This is a genomic window from Kitasatospora sp. NBC_00070 (genome assembly GCF_045041205.1).
GTDB lineage: Bacteria > Actinomycetota > Actinomycetes > Streptomycetales > Streptomycetaceae > Kitasatospora.
In genome coordinates, this window is sequence record NZ_CP108247.1 from 4,115,448 (window position 1) to 4,136,295 (window position 20,848).

At 70.5% G+C, this 20,848-nt stretch carries 9 protein-coding genes, 2 rRNA genes and 1 pseudogene; 7 read left to right on the forward strand and 5 right to left on the reverse strand.

The features are described from left to right. Positions 1–18: 18 nt before the first annotated feature. The 3 genes from lhgO to OHV05_RS19115 all read right to left on the reverse strand — a co-directional run bounded on the left by lhgO (position 19) and on the right by OHV05_RS19115 (position 4,583). Entirely contained in the window at positions 19–1,254 is a 1,236-nt protein-coding gene (lhgO, locus tag OHV05_RS19105) for an L-2-hydroxyglutarate oxidase (protein ID WP_405018765.1), read from the reverse strand. Positions 1,255–1,332: 78 nt separating this feature from the next. Next, entirely contained in the window at positions 1,333–2,901 is a 1,569-nt protein-coding gene (locus OHV05_RS19110; protein ID WP_405018766.1) for a TROVE domain-containing protein, read from the reverse strand. A gap of 260 nt (positions 2,902–3,161) precedes the next feature. Next, positions 3,162–4,583: an MFS transporter gene (locus OHV05_RS19115; protein ID WP_403045307.1), complete on the reverse strand. Its 1,422-nt coding sequence runs from the start codon at positions 4,581–4,583 to the stop codon at positions 3,162–3,164. Positions 4,584–5,571: 988 nt separating this feature from the next. On the opposite strand from OHV05_RS19115, the gene OHV05_RS19120 reads away from it, so the two are divergent. From OHV05_RS19120 to OHV05_RS19130, 3 genes are all read left to right on the forward strand, one after another. Then, entirely contained in the window at positions 5,572–7,620 is a 2,049-nt protein-coding gene (locus tag OHV05_RS19120; RefSeq protein ID WP_405018767.1) for an asparagine synthase-related protein, read from the forward strand. A 62-nt stretch (positions 7,621–7,682) separates the two neighbouring features. Next, entirely contained in the window at positions 7,683–8,216 is a 534-nt protein-coding gene (locus tag OHV05_RS19125; RefSeq protein ID WP_403045311.1) for a universal stress protein, read from the forward strand. Between the two features lie 99 nt (positions 8,217–8,315). Continuing rightward, the gene (locus OHV05_RS19130) at positions 8,316–9,005 is read left to right on the forward strand and encodes a DsbA family oxidoreductase (protein ID WP_405018768.1); all 690 of its coding nucleotides are present in this window, start codon (positions 8,316–8,318) and stop codon (positions 9,003–9,005) included. Between the two features lie 50 nt (positions 9,006–9,055). Here the strand turns inward: OHV05_RS19130 and OHV05_RS19135 are convergent, their stop codons facing one another. Continuing rightward, the gene (locus tag OHV05_RS19135) at positions 9,056–11,038 is read right to left on the reverse strand and encodes a sigma-70 family RNA polymerase sigma factor (protein WP_405018769.1); all 1,983 of its coding nucleotides are present in this window, start codon (positions 11,036–11,038) and stop codon (positions 9,056–9,058) included. Between the two features lie 218 nt (positions 11,039–11,256). Next, complete coding sequence (locus OHV05_RS19140; RefSeq protein WP_405018770.1) at positions 11,257–12,066, reverse strand: TetR/AcrR family transcriptional regulator; 810 nt, start codon at positions 12,064–12,066, stop codon at positions 11,257–11,259. Between the two features lie 370 nt (positions 12,067–12,436). On the opposite strand from OHV05_RS19140, the gene OHV05_RS19145 reads away from it, so the two are divergent. From OHV05_RS19145 to OHV05_RS19160, 4 genes and pseudogenes are all read left to right on the forward strand, one after another. After that, positions 12,437–13,801, forward strand: a complete 1,365-nt coding sequence (locus tag OHV05_RS19145; RefSeq protein WP_405018771.1) for an NAD(P)/FAD-dependent oxidoreductase — start codon at positions 12,437–12,439, stop codon at positions 13,799–13,801. A 188-nt stretch (positions 13,802–13,989) separates the two neighbouring features. Beyond that, a pseudogene (locus tag OHV05_RS19150) lies at positions 13,990–15,237 on the forward strand (PP2C family protein-serine/threonine phosphatase); the annotation flags it as partial. A gap of 657 nt (positions 15,238–15,894) precedes the next feature. Further along, a 16S ribosomal RNA gene (locus tag OHV05_RS19155) occupies positions 15,895–17,418 on the forward strand. A gap of 275 nt (positions 17,419–17,693) precedes the next feature. Beyond that, positions 17,694–20,814 (forward strand): 23S ribosomal RNA (locus OHV05_RS19160). Together the 16S and 23S rRNA genes form the textbook arrangement of a ribosomal RNA operon. The last annotated feature ends 34 nt before the right edge of the window (positions 20,815–20,848 follow it).

Here is a 20,848-nt window from a genome sequence, read left to right on the forward strand (position 1 = left end):
GGCCGGCGGCCGTCCGCCTCAGCCGCCCGCGGCCAGCGCGGCCAGCCCCCGCCGGGCCACCTCGCGGCCGATCGCGAGCGAGGCGGTGGCCGCCGGGGAGGGGGCGTTCAGCACGTGCACCATCCGCCGGGTCGACCCCGGGTCGGCCGGGTCGAAGCCCGCGAAGGCGAAGTCGTCCAGCAGCGTCCCGTCCGCCGCCACCGCCTGCGCCCGGACCCCGGCGGTGGCCGGGACCAGGTCGGCGGCGGTCACCGCGGGCAGCAGGCGCCGGACCGCGGTGGTGAAGGCCCGCTTGGACAGCGAACGGTGCAACTCGCCCAGCTCGTACCGCCAGTGCCGCCGGGCGATCCGCCAGGTGCCGGGGAACCGGACCGTCTCGGCCAGGTCGCCGAGCCGGACGGTGCGCCAGTCGTAGCCCTCGCGGGCCAGCGCGGGGACGGCGTTCGGCCCGACGTGCACGTCACCGTGGATGCCCCGGGTGAGGTGCACGCCGAGGAAGGGGAAGGCCGGATCGGGCACCGGGTAGACCAGCCCGCGCACCAACTCCCTCCGCTCCTTGGTGAGTTCGTAGTACTCGCCGCGGAAGGGAACGATCCGCACCCCCGGGTCGTCGCCGGCCAGCCGGGCGATCCGGTCGCTGTGCAGGCCCGCGCAGTTCACCAGCACGCCGGTGCGCAGTTCGCGGTCCCCGGCGTGCAGGGTCAGCCCGTCCGGGCGGCGGTGCACGGCCCGCAGCGCGGTGCCGGTGCGCAGCACCGCCCCGGCCTCGGCGGCGAGCGCGGCGTACCGGCGGGCCACGGCGGGGTAGTCGCAGATCCCGGTGGTGCCGATGTGCAGCCCGGCCGGCCCGGTCACCTCGGGCTCGTACTCGGCGATCCCGGCCGGACCGAGCTCGGTGACCGGGATGCCGTTCTCCCGGCCGCGCTCCGCCAAGGCGCGCAGGCGCGGGAGTTCGCCCTCCCCGGTGGCCACGATGAGCTTGCCGGTGACCTCGTACGGGATGCCCTGCTCGCGGCAGAACTCCACCATCTCGGCGGCGCCCGACGTGGCGTACCGCGCCTTGAGCGACCCCGGGCGGTAGTACACCCCGCTGTGGATGACCCCGCTGTTGCGGCCGGTCTGGTGGGCGGCGAAGTCCGGCTCCTTCTCCAGCACCGCCACCCGCACCCCGGGCCCGGCCACCGTCAACGCGTACGCCGTGGACAGCCCGACGATCCCCCCACCGACCACCACGACGTCGAACTCCTCGGCCATGCCCGCTCCTTCGCCGATTCCCAGCTCTCCGGCGATGCTAGTCCCGGTCACCCGCCCGGGTGGGCGGGTGACCGGATCTCACTCCCAGGGCCAGCCGGCGTCGCGGCCGCGTTCCAGCAGCGGGATCAGCCGGAACGCGGCGTCGGTCAGGCCGCCGAAGGTGTGCCGGTTGGGGCCGGACGGGCTGTGGGCGGCGGCGTACCCGGCCAGGTTCCAGGTGTAGACCGGGACGTTGGCCGGGACGGGGGTGAGCGGATCGCCGGACGGTGCCCGCTGCGCCTGCTCGTCGGTCACGATCACCACCCGGTCGTGGTCGCGGTAGTGCGTGCGGACCGCCTCGGCGGTGTCGGTGCCGCCGAGCGAACCGAACCGGTCCAGAACCTTCAGTACGGACTCGCCCCGGTCGACCGTGAGCAGCCGGCTGCCGGTACCGAACTCGACCAGATCGGCGTCGGCGGCCCTGACCTTCAGCGCGGTGCCGAAGATCGCCGCCGAGTCGGCCCGGTTGAGCCGGCTCTGACCGCTCGGCCGGTCGAACATCGACCACGAGCGGTCGACCAGGACCAGCGTCCGTCCGGGCAGCGCTGGCACGTTGGCGAGCGAGTGCCCGAGCGCGAGCTCCAGCGGATGCCCCCAGCGCAGCGACGGTGCGTTGCGGTACGCGGCCAGGTAGCGGAACGGGAACTGCCGTGACCTGGCCACCTCGCCCCGGTCGCTGATCCGTCGGGCGACCTCGGCGGCCACCTCGTCGCTCACGCCCGCCCGGTCGAAGTTGCGCAGGTTGCGGACCAGCGCCATCGGACCCATCGACGGGATGACCGCCTCCCAGACGGCGGCGTCCAGCGGCCCCTGCAGCCAGCCCGCCAGCGCCTCCCAGGTCAGCCCGGCCGTCGCCAGCAGCTCCGCACCGCCCGGGCCGGTGACCAGGGCGCGCCGCTCCGCCACCGGGGTGGCCAGCAACTCGCGGTTGGCGAGCAGCAGTTGGTCCGAGGTCGGGACGACCGCGGTGTCGGGGTGGTGCCGCCGGTCCAGGGCGTACCGGAACAGTTCGTCCTGCCAGGGCTTCTGCGGGTCCGGCGAGGGGTGGGTCAGCTCCAGGACGTCGCCGAAGCGGTAGGCCTTGGAACCGGTGTCGTACTTGAGCAGGGCCCGGCCGTTGTAGAGCCGGCGGGCGGCGTCGGCGACCCCGCGCTTGACCGGCTTGGGGAGTGACCGGCCGTACCGGCCGGTCCAGTAGGCCAGGAACTCGCCCGGCTCGTCCGGGCGTTGCAGCACGGCGTCGATCACCTGCCGGGAGTGGCCGGGCAGCTCGGCGTCGAGCCTGGCCCGGGTGAACTCGGCGGCGCCGACCAGCGCGGTGGTCCGCAGCTGGGCCCCGTACCGCAGCCAGCGGAGCAGCGCGAGGGTCCACTCCGGATCGCTGACGGCGAGTTCGCGGACCAGCCTGGTGTAGCGGTCGTCCCTGGCCTCGGCGCTCTCGTAGAACGAGCGCTGTCCGACCAGGTTGGCGACCGCGAGCAGGAAGAGTTCGGAGCGCGCGTCGCGCAGGTACCCGTGGCCGCCCTCGCCGGTGACCGTCGGCCGGCCGGTGGTGCGCACGGGGGAGGTCGAAGCGGCCTTGGCCGTGCGGACGTTGAACCGGGACATGCCGATGTCTCCCTGCTGGGTGGTGAAGCCGCAGGGAGGCATCGCAGAGCCGCCGGGCGGAGCCGCGGAAAGCTGTTCAGAAGTAGGTGTCCAGAGAACCGAAGCAGCAGAGGCGAAAATCTGGTGCTCTACCGACTGAGCTACCCCACCCGAAGGTGGAAGCGGGACTCGAACCCGCGCCCGCCAGAGCCGAAGTAGCCCCTGCCTGCGCACCTGGACACCAGGAACACTACCCGCGTCCTGCCGCGCGGGCCTTCGAATTAGACGGGGGCGACCAGCACCAGTCGGGCGCGTTCGGTCAACTCGCGGACCCGGCGCTCCTCCTGGAACGGCTCCAGCCGGCGGAGCAGCTCGCGGACGTACTCCCGGCTGCGCTGGGAGGAGATCCGGCCGGCCACCTCGACCGCGCGTTCGCCGGCGGCGACGGCGGCGTCCAGGTCGCCGGCCTCGGCCTCGGCCATCGCGGAGACGAACAGCCGTAAGCCGTGCGAACGCACGTAGCCCTCGGTCGGGCGGGCCAGCGCCTCGCGGGTGAACTGCCGGACCTTGCTGGGCTCGCCGAGGTCGCGGAAGCACTCGGCGGCGTCGGCGGCCAGCCGGTCGTAGGCGTAGAAGTCGATCCAGGGCGGGTCGGAGTCACCGGCGCGGGCCCGCTCCAACGCGCTCTCCGCGGCGGAGAGCGCGGTCGCGCAGGCCGGGGCGTTGCCGTTCCTGGCGTGGGCCCGGGCCTCGACCAGGTGGAAGAAGCTCATCGTCCGGGTGGTCGCCAGGCCCCGGTTCCGCTCCAGCGCGGCCTGGGCCAGGTCGACCGCCTCCTCGGCGAAGCCCCGGTAGCAGGCCTGGAGGCTCATCGAGGCGAGCACGTAGCCGCCGAGCGGCACGTCGGCCGCCGCCCGGGCCAGCCGGAGGGCCTGGATGTAGTAGCGCTGGGCGGCCTCGTGCTGGCCGGTGTCGAAGGCCATCCACCCGGCCAGCCGGGTGAGTTCGGCCGTCGCGCCGAACAGCGCCCGGCCCACCGCGTCGCTGTACGAGCCGAGCAGCAGCGGGGCCGCCTCGACCCGCAGGCACTCCGGCACCATCGACGAACGCCAGTCCCCGCCGCCGTACTTGGAGTCCCAGCGGCGGGCCTCCTGGGCCGCCTCGCGGAGCTTGGCGGCGTCCGAGTGGCCGACCCGGTAGCCGCTCAGGTCGGGCGCGGGCTCGCCCCGGGCCACCGAGCCGTCGGCCGGGGTGATCAGCCAACGGGAGACCGGCGTCGCGTACGCGGCGACCGAGAAGGTGCCCGCCAGGCTGTCGCTCCACCGGCCGCCGCCGGGGCCTCGGCGCAGCTCCAGGTCGACCCGCCAGAGGTCGGTGGCCGACCGGACCGCGGCCGGCACCTCCCGGGGGAAGGCCAGGCCGAGTTCGGGCGCCGGGTCGGTGTCGCCGAGCCCGATCTCGTCCAGCGGCACGGGGCGGCCCAGCTTGCTGCCGATCGCGGTCGCGATCAGGTGCGGCACCGGGCCCTGCGGGATCATGCCCTTGCCGACCCAGCGGGCCACCGAGGTCTTGTCGTAACGCAGCGTCAGGCCGCGCTGGGCGCCCAGGTCGTTGACCCGCCTGGCCAGGCCCGCGTTGCTGATCTGGGCCAAACCGAGAAGCGTGCCGAGCCGTTCGTTCGGCCCTCGTGAGCTGACGGTCATGGTTGCTGCGGCACCCCCTGGCGATGTCCGGCGGTTCTCGGGCGTGGGCGGGTCGGCCCGGCCCGTGGCCGGTGCGTCCGGGCAGTTGGCTTGATCGTGATCGGTACGGCGGCCGACCGCGGGTGGCGGACGGGGTGGCGGGCCCGCTACCGGACCCCGGCGTTCGCCACTGCTGCACCTAGCGTAGTCGTCCGGGTTCCGAGGGTTAAGAGTCCGGATTCCGGATGGCGGGATCGCGTGCCGCTCAACGAATCCCGCGCGGGGTGGCGCGCGGGCGGGTCCGGGCCACCGGGAGCGCGGCGGACCGGTGTGCTCCGGTCCGGTGCAGATGTGCGCCCGGCTGTGCTCCCTGGCCCGATCGGCAGGTCGGCGATTCGCTGGAGGCTGTGGGTCGGCCCGTCGTCGAGGACCCGGCGGGCCGGGGGACACCGCTGCCTACATCCCCGCGGGCGGTGGTGGGGTCCGGGAGGGCATGCGGATGCCCTCCCGGGCTGTGCGATGAGTTTCGGCCATCCGGCGATGTCCATGCCGACCGAACCCCATTCCCCCCACGGCGGCCCGGGCCACGGAGGGGGAGGCCCGGCCCGCCGGCCCCGCTCTGGCACGTGGTGCACCACCAGGGGCTCGGGGAACGGCGACGCCGGCCTCCGGAGCGTGATCGCCGCGTGCATGGTGGTGCACTTTCGCCTGAACCCGCACGTCACGCCGACCTCAACCGCGCCCGGGGTCGACCACTCCCGCACTTTGCACCCGCCCCGTGGTCGGCGTCGCAGTTCCCCGAGCCCCTGGTGTGCTGAGCCACCTGCCACCTGCCACCTTCCACCAGCCCCCGGCTTCCGGGGGTTCTGCCCAACTGCCGGTGTTCGGTGGCACGATGGCCTCCGTACGGCAGGTGTCGCGGCGGAGCGGAGGCACGATGCGGTGGCTCACGGGCTGGTGCCCAGGTGCACCCCTGCCGGGTATCGGGGCGGTCCGCCCGCTGGCCGCCATGACGCTGTGGCCGGGCCCGAGCCCGTTGTGGGCGGTGGGGGACTGGCGGCCGGACGAGATCCGGCTGGTGACGCTGCGCCCCGGAGCGCCCGCCGAGGTGACCACCGGGGCACCGGCGGACGTGGCCGACGAGGCGTCGGACCAGCCGGGCACCGTACGACTGGCCGTGCTCGGCCGCTGCGGTGCGTCGGACCCGGAGCTCGCGGCCGGCCTGGCCACCGCCAGGGGCGGGGCGGTGCGCCACCTCACCACCTGGCCCGGCAGCTACACGGTGGTGCTCCGCACGGGACCTCGCAGCACGGTGCTGCTCACCGACCTGGCCGGGGTGCTGCCGGTCTTCCACACGCCGTGGGCGGGCGGCACGGCGTACGCGACCGCCGCGCTCCCGCTCGCCGACCTGGTCGGTGCCCCGCTGGACACCGGGCACCTGGCCGCCCGGCTGGCCTGCCCGGAGTCGCCCGAGGCGGTCGGTTCGGGCTCGCCGTACCTGGGAGTGCAACGGGTGGCCCCCGGCCATCTGCTCGGGCTGCGGAACGGGCGCGCCCACGTCTCCACCTACGAGCCGGAGCGCGGCGGCGCACCCTTCGAGCGCGAGGAGGCGCCCGCGGTGCGCGAGCTGACCCGCGCGCTGCTGGAGTCGGTCCGCTGCCGGGTGCGCGCCTCCGGCGGCGGCACCGACCGGCCCCGGCTCGGCGTCGACCTCTCGTACGGAACGGCCTCCGCCACCGTCGCGCTGCTCGCCGCCGCCGTACCGATCGCCCCGGCCGCACCGAGCGTCGACCACCCGTCGGCTGACGGCCCGTCGGCTCCCCGGACCGGTGCGGTGAAGGGCTCCTGGGCCCGTCCGGCCGGACCGGCCCCCGCCGGGCCCGAGGTGCTGACCGCCGTGACCCTCCGGGACGCGGCGGAGAGCCCGGCCGGCACCGTGGCGGAACTGCCCAGGCTGCGGCACCTGGTGCTGCCGTCCACCCTTCCGTACGCCGAGCTGGCCGACCCCGGCGCGGGGCTGCCGCCCGGCCCGCTCACCGACGAGCCGGGGACGGCGCTGGTGGCGGCGGCCCGGATCGGCAGCCGGCTGAGCGCGGGCGGTGCGGACCACCTCACCGGCTACGGCGCCCGTCAGGTGCTGGACGGTCACCCGGCCCGGCTGGCCGATCTGGTCCGGGCCGGCCGGGCCCGGCGGCTGGCCGCTCCGGTGGCCGCGCTGACCGGGGCCGAACGGGCGGCGGCCACCGGCGTACTGGACACCCTGCGCACGCCCCTGACGGTCTGGCGCGCCGCCCACCGGCTGGCCCGCGCCCGGTACGCGGAGGCCCTGGACGACGCGGCCGTCCGGCTGACGGTCCGGCACACCCTGGCCGGGCGCAGCCTCGGCGAGGTCTCGGCGGCCGAACTCGCCTGGTGCGTGCCGGGCCCCGCCGCCCGCTGGCTGTCCGACGACGCGCTGTCCGCCGTCGCGCTCCGGCTCCGGCTGGCGGCCCGGGGCCCGGTGCCGGCCGAACCGCCCGGTGCCCGCCGGGCCAGGTACGCACTGCACCGGCACGCGGCCGAGTACCGCACCCTGCTGCACGCCGCCGAGCAGCGCGGGCAGCGGCTGCACGCGCCGTTCCTGGACAACCAGGTGGTGCGCGCGGCCCGGATGCTCCCGATCGAGACCCGGCTCCAGCCCGGCGCCCGGCACGCGCTGCTGCGGGCCGTGCTGACCGGCGCCGCCCGCGCCGACCTGCCGCCGGACTGGGGCCGGGCGGCCCGGCCGGACCGCCAGGGCCCGGACCGGGACGGGCTGCGGCTCGCCGCCGACGGCCTGGCCGAACTGTTCCGCGCGCCCCTGCTGGCCGAGGCCGGGCTGATCGACCTGCCCGCCGTCCGGGCCGCCCTGGCCGAGGCCACCGACCCGGCCGCCGCGCCCCCGCCGGGCACCCTGGCCGGCCTGGCCGAGCTGGTCTCCACCGAGCTCTGGCTCCGCCGCATCCTGGCCCGCCGGCACGGCTCCTGCTGGACCGGGCTGCCCGCCCCGGAGCGGCCGGCCCTGGCCCGTCCGGCCTGAGCGGGGCGACCGCCGCGCGCGCCTGCACCGGCCACCGGCGGCTGACGGGTCATCATGGCAGGGTGTCGAGCTCAGAGAAGGTCGCCGGGCCGGAGACGCCGGTGCCCGAGGTGCTGCCGGTGCTCGGGGAGTCGCCGAGCGCCGATCCGCCCGGAGTGCTGGCGGCCTGCGACGGTTCGGACGGGTCGCTCTGGGCGCTCGACCGGGCGATGGCCGAGGCCGAGCTGTTCGGCCTGCCGCTGTACGTCCTCGCGGTGGTCAACCCGTCCCCGACCGGCTACCCGCCGGGGATGATCGAGCTGGTCCAGGAGAGCATCGAACGCCTGTCGGCCAGCATGGCGGACGGGCTGCGCCGGGCGGTGGCCACCGTCCAGCAGGCCAGGGGCCGCCCGTACCAGGGAGAACTGGCGCTGCACGTGGTGCTCGGCAACGTGATCGAGGTCCTGCTGCGCTGCACCCGGGGCCAGCACACCCTGGTGGTCGGCACCCGGGGCAACGGCGGCTTCAGCCGCCTGCTGCTCGGCTCGGTCAGCACCGCCGCCGTGCACCACGCGGCCTGCCCGGTCCTGGTCGTGCCGGCCCCGCCGGCGCACTGACCTGGGTGTTCGCGGTCACAGCCGCCGACGGCCGGGAATCAGGTCCGGGGGTGCGGGGTTCTCAGGGGCAGTCCCCCCGAGAGCAGGAGAGTCACCGTCATGAAGGTCGAGATCTGGTCGGACGTCGCATGCCCGTGGTGCTTCGTCGGCAAGCGCCGCTTCGAGCAGGCCCTCGACCGGTTCGCCGGCAAGGACGGTGTCGAGGTGGTCTACCGCCCGTACCAGCTGGTGCCGGACGCGCCCGAGACCGCCACCCCGCACCGGGCCTGGCTGGCCGACCGGTACGGGCCGCAGTCGGTGGCGATGGACGCCCGGGTGACCGAGCTCGGCAAGGGCGAGGGCATCGACTTCGACTTCGACACCGCGCTGCACGCCAACACCTTCCTCGGCCACCGGTTGCTGCACCTGGCCGAGAGCGAGTACGGCGCGGCGGTCCAGGGCGTGCTCAAGGAGGCGCTGCTGACCGCGCACTTCAGCCGGGGCGTGGACGTCGGCGACCAAGGGCAGCTCACCGAGATCGCGGTGGCCGCCGGGCTGGACCGGGACCGGGTGACCGGCTACCTGGCCGGTGACGAGGGCGCGGATGCCGTCCGGGCGCAGCTCGCGGAGGGCCGGGAGATCGGCATCACCGCCGTCCCCACCTTCGTCTTCGAGGGCAAGTGGGCGGTCCAGGGCGGCCAGGAGGCGGACACCTTCCTCCGGGTCCTGGAGCAGGTGGCGGCCGAGACCGCGGCCGAGCCCGACGCCCCGCACGGGGACAGCTGCGCGGACGGCGCCTGCGCCGTCTGACCGACCGTCACGGTGCCCCGGACCGCCCAGCGGCCCGGGGCACCGTCACGTCAGAGGCAGCTGAGCCGGGCGTCCGCCCAGTCGGCCAGGTTGATCAGGCCCCAGCCGTCGGCGCTCGAGGTGACGACCAGTCGGATCGAGCGCTGGCCGGTCAGGTCGGCCCGGACCGGGACCGCGGCGTCGCCGGGGCCGACCCGGTCCGAACTCCAGAGCACCCGGCCGTCGCCGCCCTCGACGCTGAACCTGACGGTGCCGACCCGGATCCCGAAGTCGTCCACCCCGGCGTTCGCCCGGAAGGTGGTGCAGGTCCGGTTCAGGTCGATGGTCACCGCGGACGGCGCGTAGACGCTCAGGCCGTGCTGGTACCGGCTGCCGCCGATCGACAGGTCGGAGCGCTGCCAGAGCCAGCTCCCGCCGCGCCGGACGGCGGGGCCCGGCGGTGGGTCACGGTGCGCGCCGTTCGGGCCGAACGGCAGCACGTCGGCCCAGAAGTCGGTCGGCATCATCGGGGGCACCGGCGGCGTGGGGAGCGTGGGCGTCGGGACCGGCGGCGGGGTCGGGACCGGCGGGAGCTCGACCACCGGTGGTGGCGGCGGGGTGGGCGTCGGGGTCGGCTCGGCCGGCGGTTCCGGGGTCGGCGTCGGGGAGGGCACCGGCGCGGGCTTCGGCGCGGGGATGGGCGTCGGCTCCGGGGTCGGGGTGGGGGACGGCTCGGGCTCCGGGGTCGGGGTGGCCTCCGGGGTGGGGCTCGGTGGCTCGGGAGCGGGCAGCGGTGCGGCCGTGGCGCTGACCGCCGGGGCCGCCGCCGGCTGCTTGGGCTCCGGTGCACCGGTCAGCGCGTACGCGGCCACCGCGGCGGCGACCACCGCGATCCCGGCCGCGATCCCGGCCTTGGCCGCCGTACCCAGACCCTCCCCGGCCACCGCCCCGGCACCGCCGGAGGAGGAGCCGGAGGACGCGGCACCGGCACCGGCCAGCGCACCCGCGCCGACCGCCCCGGCACCGACGGCCGCCGCAGCCGCCGTGAAGTACCCGGCCCCGACCCAGAGCAGCACCCCGCCGGGCAGGATCGCCCGCAGCCCGGTGTTGATCTCGGTCAGCTCCAGGTAGGCCGCCGTGCAGCGGTCGCACTCCTGGACGTGCCGCCCGACCTCGGCCGAGGCGCGCTTGCGCAGCGACCCCCGGGCGTAGGAGCCGAGCCGGTTGGCGTACGCCTCGCAGTCGCGCTCCTGACTGCCCGACACATGGGCCTGCAGGAAGGCGGCGGCCAGCCGGTCGCGGGCCCGGTGCGCCTGCACCGCCGTGGCGTTGGCGGTCTTGCCCAGCAGCACCGCCACGGTCTTCGGCGACTCCCGCTCGACCTCGGTGTGCCAGAGCACCACCCGGTCGTCCTCGGGGAGTTCGGCGTACGCCTGCATGACCATCCGCTGGTCGGCCAGCGCCATCGCCCAGGCGTCCGCGCCCGGGTCGGCCAGGTCCAGGTCGATGGTGGCGGCCGAGGTCTGCGCGAACGTGCTGAAGTCGTCCACCAGTTGCTCGCGCCGCTCGCTCCGCGCCCAGGCGGCGGCGACGTTCCGCACGGCGGTCAGCAGGTACGCGCGGACCGCGAACTCCGGTCCCTTGCCCGCCCGGAGCGCCTGCAGGGTGCGGGCGAACACCTCGCCCGCCAGGTCCTCGGCGGTGAAGCTGTCCCGGCAGCAGGTCCGGGCGTAGCGGCGGACCGAGTCGGCGTGCCGCCGGTAGATCTCCTCGTACGCGGTGTCGTCCCCGGCCCGCACCTTGGCCGTCAACTCGGCGTCCGAAGGCGGCCGTTCACCGTCCACCGGATCGGCGGGCGCCGGCACCACCGGCCGGGCGGGCGGCTCGCCCTCGGCCCCGACGAACGCCTCCGGGGTCACCCCGCCGTGTCCGGCGGCCGCCTGGCCGGGCACCCGCCCGGTCAGCGACTCACGGCTCGGCGCGGCCGCCTGGTCCGGCACCTGCCCGGGGGCTCCGAGGCCGTGGCCGTACTCGTTCTGCTCCTCGGCGCTCAACCTGCCCTCCCGGACACCTGGATACGGCGGACCGCAGGGGGCGCGGACATGGCCGGGCGAACGGCGCGCAACGGGACAATGGCTCCAACCACGCCCAAAGCTTGGCATAGTGCAGCCCCGGCGGAAAGCCGCTCCACCCCAGCCCACCCGATCGGGCAACCCCCGGGGACTTCCGGCAGGCCGTCGAGCCCCGTCCGCCGAGTCGGGTGCCGAGAGGTTCAGCCCGCCCGGAGCCCGTTCAGCAGGATCTGCAACAACCGCTCGGCCGGGGCGTCCTGGGGTTGACCTTCGTCGCCCTCGCCCCGCGCCGGCCGCGCATGCACCGGCACCGCCGCCGTCAGCACCAGCACCACGTCCGACACCGTCACCCCCGCCCGCAGCTCGCCGGCCGCCGCCGCGCGAGCGACCAACGCGGCCAGCAGGTGCAGTAACTGGCGGGGATCCGCATCCCAGACCGGCTCCGATCCACGCTGCACCGGCACCTGCGGCAGGTCCGCCGCGTCCCGGAAGGTGGCCAGCTCGTCGGCGTACCGGAACGCCGACGGCGGCAGCAGCCGCCCGGCGCCGGAGCCGACCGCGCGGGACAGGTACCCGGCCAGCGACTCCCACGGCCCGGCGCCGCCGTACAGCGACTCCTTGGCCTGACTGGTCAGCCAGGCGACCTCCTCGGCGGCGATCCGCTGGACCAGGACCTCCTTGCTCGGGAAGCGCCGGTACACCGTGCCGACGCCGACCCCGGCCCGCCGGGCGACCTCCTCCATCGGGGCGCCGTAGCCGATCTCCCCGAACACCTGCCGGGCGGCCCGCAGCACGCTCTCCAGGTTCCGCCGGGCGTCCACCCGCAGCCGCGCAGTGCCTCCCGCGTCGTCCGCCGCAGCCGACGCCGACGCCGGGGCGACCGCCCCGGGAGCGCCGTACGACTCGCGCTGGACCGGGCCGCGCTGCTCCGGCACCACACCGTGGCCGACCGGGCTCTCGCCCGCCGACGATGGCACGGGCAGTCCGAGTAGTTGATCCTGATCTGTCATTCCAACCTCCCCCACAGGTGCCCGGTACCGGGCGCCACAGTTCGGCCGCGACACACCCCCCAGGTGCGCCGCTGCGCCCGATCCCACGGGGCCGTCCCCGGTCGGGCGGCCACTGTGGACCACCCTTCCCCGGTTGGCCCTGCCGCAGTCAGATACCGCTCGGGGCGGACAACGGTCCGGCCCGACGCACAATCCGACCATAGTTCAAGGAAGTTCGCGGCAGAAGTGGACCGAAACCCCACCCTCACGGCAAAACCGGCACTCCGACGGCGGATTCGGCCGCCGCCCCGATCGCGGTCCGGCCGGATCGAACCACCCGATCCGGTACGGCCTGTGGACAAGAAGCCACCCGACAGGGCGTCATGGAGGCGTGAACCAGCTCACACCGGAAGGAGGCGCCCCCATCAGGATCCTGATCGTCGGCGGAGGATGCGCCGGGACCGCCGCCGCACTCCGCCTCCAGCAGCTGCTCAAGGCCCAACTCCGGGACGGCCGGGTGGAGATCACCCTGGTCGAACCGCAGCCCTACCTGACCTACCAGCCCCTGCTGGCGGAGGTGGCGGCGGGCTCGATCGACCCCCGGCACGTGGTCGTCCCGCTCCGCCGGGTGCTGCCGCACTGCCGGGTGCTGACCGCCCGGGTCACCGGGATCGAACACGCCGCCCGCCGGGTCCGGGTGGACGGCGCACGCCGGGGGGAGCGCGCCGAACCGGCCGAACTCCCGTACGACATCCTGGTGGTGGCGCCCGGCTCGGTCTCCCGGACCACCCCCGTGCCCGGCCTGGCCGAGCACGGCTTCGGCTTCGCCACCGTCGGTGAGGCGGTCAGCCTGCGCAACCACGTGCTGGAGCAGCTCGACCTGGCCTCCACCACCCGCGACCCCGCCCTCCGGCAGGCCGCGCTGACCTTCGTCTTCGTCGGTGCCGGCTACGCGGGCGTCGGCGCGCTCGCCGAACTCGAGGACATGGCCAGGTACGCCACCAAGGGCTACCACAACGTGGCGGCCGACGACCTGCGGTGGGTACTGGTCGAGGCCACCGCCCGGATCCTGCCCGAGGAGTCGCCCGAACTCGCGGCGCACACCCTGGCCGAGCTCCGCGACCGCAGCATCGACGTCCGGCTCTCCACCACCCTGGAGTCCGCCACCGACCGGGTGATGAGCCTCTCGGACGGCAGCCGGTTCGCCGCCCGCACCCTGGTCTGGACGGCCGGCGTCCGGCCCGCACCGCTGCTCCGCGACACCGACCTGCCGCTCGACCGGTCCGGCCGGGTCCGCTGCCTGCCCACGCTCCAGGCGGTCGGTCCGGACGGCACCGCACTGCCGGACGTCTGGTCCGCCGGGGACTGCGCGGCCGTCCCCGACGCGGCGGCGGGGTCCGACGCCTACTGCGCGCCGAACGCCCAGCACGCCCTGGCCCAGGCCACCCTGCTGGCCGAGAACCTGGCCGCCGTGCTCGACGGCCGGCCACCCGCCCCGTACCTGCCGGACCGGCTGAGCTGCTCGACCTCGCTCGGTCTCGGCCGGGGCGTCGCGCACACCCGGCGCGGCCAGCTCACCGGCCGCCGCGCCTGGTGGCTGCACCGGGCCCGGCACCTGCGCCGGCTGCCCAGCACCGACCGGCGGATCAGGGTGCTGACGGGCTGGCTGCTGGGCGGCCTGTTCAGCCGGGAGGTGGTCTCGCTCGGGACGGTCGAGCACCCGCGGTCGGAGTTCGAGGCCGGGTTCCGCCAGTGAGGACGGCGCGGGGAGGGCGGCCGGGACGCACGGCAATCGTCGTACGACTTTCGGAATCGAGCCCCGGCCTGACAGGATCAGCCCGTCCGGCTCATCACACCGAGTGTCCTGCCAGGCACACGATGTGATTATCCGTCAGATGATCTTCCCAGGTCTCCCAGCTCGCTGTCCAAAGAAACGGCCGTCGTTTGAACCTCATGCGCTGGAGCGCGCGGCTCGCCGGAGCCCCGTGGCGCGCCGCCCCGCCCACCGCGACCGGCGACCCGTTCACCGTGCCCGGCCCCCGCGAGTCGGGCCGTCCCGGACCACTGCTCGACCTGCGCGAGATCCACGAGCTGTACGACCTGCGCAACGTCCTCGGCCGGCTGCCCGCGCCGGTCGCCGTCACCTACGGACCGCAGCACCAGCTCGGCTACGCCAACCGCGCCTACCGCGAGCTCTTCGGCGAACGCACCAACGGACTGCCCGCCAGTGAGGCGCTCCCCGAGCTGGCCGCGATGGGCGTGCTCCCGCTGATGGACCAGGCACTGCGCAGCGGTCGCCCCCGGAGCGTGAAGTCCCGCTGCATCCTCGGCCTGGGCGGCAACCGCTACTACAACGTCTCCTGCGTCCCGCTCGGCAGCGAGGCCGACCAGGACGCCGGCACGGAGGCGGGCCCACCGATCGGCGTCCTGATCTTCGCCGCCGAGGTCACCGACCAGGTGCAGGCGGCCACCCGGCTCCGCGAGTCCGAGGGCCGCCAGCGCGCCGCCGCCGTCACCCTCCAGCGCAGCCTGCTCCCGCAGAAGCTCGAACAGCCCGACGGCCTGACCGTCGCCGCCACCTACCAGCCCGGCGGGGCCGAGGCGGCGGTCGGCGGCGACTGGTACGACGTCATCGGCCTCGGCGGCGGCCGGACCGCCCTGGTGATCGGGGACGTGATGGGCCGCGGCCTGCGCGCCGCCGCCGTGATGGGCCAGCTCCGTACGGCGGTCCGGGCGTACGCCCGCCTCGACCTCCCGCCGCACGAGGTGATGACCCTGCTCGACGGCCTCGCCATGGAGATCGACGCCAACCAGATCGCCACCTGCACCTACGCCGTCTGGGACCCGGCCCCCAGCACCCTGGTCTACGCCTCGGCCGGCCACCTCCCGCTCCTGCTCCGCTGCCCCGACGGCACGGTCCTGCGCGGTGAGGAGCAGAACGGTCCCCCGCTCGGCACCGGCGACGGCACCCACCTCTCGCACACCCTGCGCCTGCTCCCCGGCACCACCGGCGTCCTCTATACGGACGGCTTGGTCGAACGCCGGGACGAGGACATCGACCAGGGCATCGACCAGCTCGCGCACACCCTGGCCGGCGCGGTGGGAACCCCCGACGTGGTCTGCTCCCGGCTGCTGCGGGCCATGGGCGTCAGCTCCGACCACGACGACGACGTCGCGGTGCTGACCTTCCAGCTGGCGGACGCTCCGGCCGGTGTTGACGTGGGCCCCTCGGAGGTCTAGTGTTCTTCGAGCTGCCTGACAGGGAGAAACGGACGCGCGCTCTGCACGGACGTTCCCGGGGTAGCCGATCTCCTGAAACACCACTTCTCCACTTCTTGAGCTGGATCGTGCTTTTTTGCGACCCAGTGCGAATTGGCGTGTGCACATTTAAGGGATTGCGGCTGGATTCGCTTTGTGGAGCGGGGATCGGCTAAGGTTTGAAACGTCGGACAGGCCGTCAGGTCGGTTACGGCACAAGCTTCTTGAGGATCCGGAAGCGCGGAACGGCCGGTCAGGGAAACCTGATAGAGTCGGAAGCGCCGAAAGGCCGAAGGAAAGAGCGGGTCGGAAACGCCGAACGGCGGACATGATAAGCTCGGAACACGAAAGAACGAAGCGCCCGGAGGGTCCGCCTGATAAGCGGCTCGAAGGAAGTGTCCGTTCCTTGAGAACTCAACAGCGTGCCAAAAGTCAACGCCAGATATGTTGACATCCCCGGCCTCAGATTATTCTGGGGTTGGAGATTCCTTTATGAAGTAAAACACTAGCGAGGACGCAGTGCGCGGGGCCGCCTATTCCGGTGGTTGCCGTGCCGCTCAACGCGAGTGGTTGCAGGATTACCTGCAGACATTCACGGAGAGTTTGATCCTGGCTCAGGACGAACGCTGGCGGCGTGCTTAACACATGCAAGTCGAACGATGAAGCTCTTCGGAGTGGATTAGTGGCGAACGGGTGAGTAACACGTGGGAAATCTGCCCTGCACTCTGGGACAAGCCTTGGAAACGAGGTCTAATACCGGATATGACCTTCCTCTGCATGGGGGTTGGTGGAAAGCTCCGGCGGTGCAGGATGATCCCGCGGCCTATCAGCTTGTTGGTGGGGTAATGGCCTACCAAGGCGACGACGGGTAGCCGGCCTGAGAGGGCGACCGGCCACACTGGGACTGAGACACGGCCCAGACTCCTACGGGAGGCAGCAGTGGGGAATATTGCACAATGGGCGAAAGCCTGATGCAGCGACGCCGCGTGAGGGATGACGGCCTTCGGGTTGTAAACCTCTTTCAGCAGGGAAGAAGCGCAAGTGACGGTACCTGCAGAAGAAGCACCGGCTAACTACGTGCCAGCAGCCGCGGTAATACGTAGGGTGCGAGCGTTGTCCGGAATTATTGGGCGTAAAGAGCTCGTAGGCGGCTTGTCGCGTCGGTTGTGAAAGCCCGGGGCTTAACCCCGGGTCTGCATTCGATACGGGCAGGCTTGAGTGTGGTAGGGGAGATCGGAATTCCTGGTGTAGCGGTGAAATGCGCAGATATCAGGAGGAACACCGGTGGCGAAGGCGGATCTCTGGGCCATTACTGACGCTGAGGAGCGAAAGCGTGGGGAGCGAACAGGATTAGATACCCTGGTAGTCCACGCCGTAAACGTTGGGAACTAGGTGTTGGCGACATTCCACGTCGTCGGTGCCGCAGCTAACGCATTAAGTTCCCCGCCTGGGGAGTACGGCCGCAAGGCTAAAACTCAAAGGAATTGACGGGGGCCCGCACAAGCAGCGGAGCATGTGGCTTAATTCGACGCAACGCGAAGAACCTTACCAAGGCTTGACATATACCGGAAACGGCTAGAGATAGTCGCCCCCTTGTGGTCGGTATACAGGTGGTGCATGGTTGTCGTCAGCTCGTGTCGTGAGATGTTGGGTTAAGTCCCGCAACGAGCGCAACCCTTGTTCTGTGTTGCCAGCATGCCTTTCGGGGTGATGGGGACTCACAGGAGACTGCCGGGGTCAACTCGGAGGAAGGTGGGGACGACGTCAAATCATCATGCCCCTTATGTCTTGGGCTGCACACGTGCTACAATGGTCGGTACAAAGGGCTGCGATGCCGCGAGGCGGAGCGAATCCCAAAAAGCCGGCCTCAGTTCGGATTGGGGTCTGCAACTCGACCCCATGAAGTTGGAGTTGCTAGTAATCGCAGATCAGCATGCTGCGGTGAATACGTTCCCGGGCCTTGTACACACCGCCCGTCACGTCACGAAAGTCGGTAACACCCGAAGCCGGTGGCCTAACCCGTAAGGGGAGGAGCCGTCGAAGGTGGGACCAGCGATTGGGACGAAGTCGTAACAAGGTAGCCGTACCGGAAGGTGCGGCTGGATCACCTCCTTTCTAAGGAGCACATGGCCGGATGTGAGCGAATGTCTCACACGGTTGCTCATGGGTGGAACGTTGACTATTCGGCACACACAGGCGCGTCTCTTAGTACTGCTTCGGCGTGGAAAAGGGTCTGGGTTTGGGTGTGTCGGGCACGTTGTTGGGTCCTGAGGGAACGGCCGTCATGGTCGTTGCTTCAGTGCCGGTCCTACTGGAAGTGCTCTGTATTGAGCATCAAGGTGGGTGTCTGGTCGTTGTTTGAGAACTGCACAGTGGACGCGAGCATCTGTGGCCAAGTTTTTAAGGGCGCACGGTGGATGCCTTGGCACTAGGAACCGATGAAGGACGTGGGAGGCCACGATAGTCCCCGGGGAGCCGTCAACCAGGCTTTGATCCGGGGGTTTCCGAATGGGGAAACCCGGCAGTCGTCATGGGCTGTCACCCGCACCTGAACACATAGGGTGTGTGGAGGGAACGAGGGGAAGTGAAACATCTCAGTACCCTCAGGAAGAGAAAACAACCGTGATTCCGGGAGTAGTGGCGAGCGAAACCGGATGAGGCTAAACCGTTTTGGTGTGAGACCCGGCAGGGGTTGCCAGAGCGGGGTCGTGGGAAAGTTCTTGATCGGTCTGCCGGCCGGTCGGTGAGTCAGAAACCGTATGGATAGTCGAAGGACATGCGAAAGGTCCGGCGTAGAGGGTAAGACCCCCGTAGACGAAATCTGTGCGGCTCACTTGAGCTTCTCCCAAGTAGCACGGAGCCCGAGAAATTCCGTGTGAATCTGGCGGGACCACCCGCTAAGCCTAAATATTCCCTAGTGACCGATAGCGGATAGTACCGTGAGGGAATGGTGAAAAGTACCGCGGGAGCGGAGTGAAATAGTACCTGAAACCGTGTGCCTACAAGCCGTGGGAGCGTCGGACAGTGGGCTTGCCCATTGTCTCGTGACTGCGTGCCTTTTGAAGAATGAGCCTGCGAGTTTGCGGTGTGTAGCGAGGTTAACCCGTGTGGGGTAGCCGTAGCGAAAGCGAGTCCGAATAGGGCGGTTGAGTTGCATGCCCAAGACCCGAAGCGGAGTGATCTAGCCATGGGCAGGTTGAAGCGGAGGTAAGACTTCGTGGAGGACCGAACCCACCAGGGTTGAAAACCTGGGGGATGACCTGTGGTTAGGGGTGAAAGGCCAATCAAACTCCGTGATAGCTGGTTCTCCCCGAAATGCATTTAGGTGCAGCGTCACGTGTTTCTTGCCGGAGGTAGAGCACTGGATAGGCGATGGGCCTCACCGGGTTACTGACCTTAGCCAAACTCCGAATGCCGGTAAGTGAGAGCGTGGCAGTGAGACTGTGGGGGATAAGCTCCATGGTCGAGAGGGAAACAGCCCAGAACACCGACTAAGGTCCCTAAGCGTGTGCTAAGTGGGAAAGGATGTGGAGTCGCAGAGACAACCAGGAGGTTGGCTTAGAAGCAGCCACCCTTGAAAGAGTGCGTAATAGCTCACTGGTCAAGTGATTCCGCGCCGACAATGTAGCGGGGCTCAAGTACACCACCGAAGTCGTGTCATTGCAGCTATAGGGCCAACGCCCGCTGTGATGGGTAGGGGAGCGTCGTGTGCCGGGTGAAGCAGCGGAGGAATCCAGTTGTGGACGGTTCACGAGTGAGAATGCAGGCATGAGTAGCGATACAAGAGTGGGAAACTCTTGCGCCGATTGACCAAGGGTTCCTGGGTCAAGCTGATCTGCCCAGGGTAAGTCGGGACCTAAGGCGAGGCCGACAGGCGTAGTCGATGGACAACGGGTTGATATTCCCGTACCCGCTTTGAAGCGCCAACGTCGAACCTCTGAATGCTAAAGCCGCGAAGCCGGCCTGGAGTCTTCGGACAAAGGGACGTGGTGGAGCCGCTGACCCAACAGGGTAGTAGGTGAGCGATGGGGTGACGCAGGAAGGTAGTCCAGCCCGGGCGGTGGTTGTCCCGGGGTAAGGGTGTAGGCCGAGTGATAGGCAAATCCGTCACTCATTGAGGCTGAGACCTGATGCCGAGCCGATTGTGGTGAAGTGGATGATCCTATGCTGTCGAGAAAAGCCTCTAGCGAGTTTCATGGCGGCCCGTACCCCAAACCGACTCAGGTGGTCAGGTAGAGAATACCGAGGCGTTCGGGTGAACTATGGTTAAGGAACTCGGCAAAATGCCCCCGTAACTTCGGGAGAAGGGGGCCGGAACTGGTGATGGAATTTACTTCCTGAGCTGGGGCCGGCCGCAGAGACCAGCGAGAAGCGACTGTTTACTAAAAACACAGGTCCGTGCGAAGCCGTAAGGCGATGTATACGGACTGACGCCTGCCCGGTGCTGGAACGTTAAGGGGACCGGTTAGTCTAGTTTCGACTAGGCGAAGCTGAGAACTTAAGCGCCAGTAAACGGCGGTGGTAACTATAACCATCCTAAGGTAGCGAAATTCCTTGTCGGGTAAGTTCCGACCTGCACGAATGGCGTAACGACTTCTCGACTGTCTCAACCATAGGCCCGGTGAAATTGCATTACGAGTAAAGATGCTCGTTTCGCGCAGCAGGACGGAAAGACCCCGGGACCTTTACTATAGCTTGATATTGGTGTTCGGTTCGGCTTGTGTAGGATAGGTGGGAGACTTTGAAGCGGCAACGCCAGTTGTTGTGGAGTCGTCGTTGAAATACCACTCTGGTCGTGCTGGATGTCTAACCTGGGTCCGTGATCCGGATCAGGGACAGTGTCTGGTGGGTAGTTTAACTGGGGCGGTTGCCTCCTAAAGAGTAACGGAGGCGCCCAAAGGTTCCCTCAGCCTGGTTGGCAATCAGGTGTTGAGTGTAAGTGCACAAGGGAGCTTGACTGTGAGACCGACGGGTCGAGCAGGGACGAAAGTCGGGACTAGTGATCCGGCGGTGGCTTGTGGAAGCGCCGTCGCTCAACGGATAAAAGGTACCCCGGGGATAACAGGCTGATCTTCCCCAAGAGTCCATATCGACGGGATGGTTTGGCACCTCGATGTCGGCTCGTCGCATCCTGGGGCTGGAGTAGGTCCCAAGGGTTGGGCTGTTCGCCCATTAAAGCGGTACGCGAGCTGGGTTTAGAACGTCGTGAGACAGTTCGGTCCCTATCCGCTGTGCGCGTAGGAATATTGAGAAGGGCTGTCCCTAGTACGAGAGGACCGGGACGGACGAACCTCTGGTGTGCCAGTTGTTCTGCCAAGGGCATGGCTGGTTGGCTACGTTCGGGAGGGATAACCGCTGAAAGCATCTAAGCGGGAAGCCTGCTTCGAGATGAATATTCCCACCTCCTTGAGAGGGTAAGGCTCCCAGTAGACGACTGGGTTGATAGGCCGGATGTGGAAGCCCTGTAAGGGGTGGAGCTGACCGGTACTAATAGGCCGAGGGCTTGTCCTCAGTTGCTCGCGTCCACTGTGTTGTTCTGAAACAA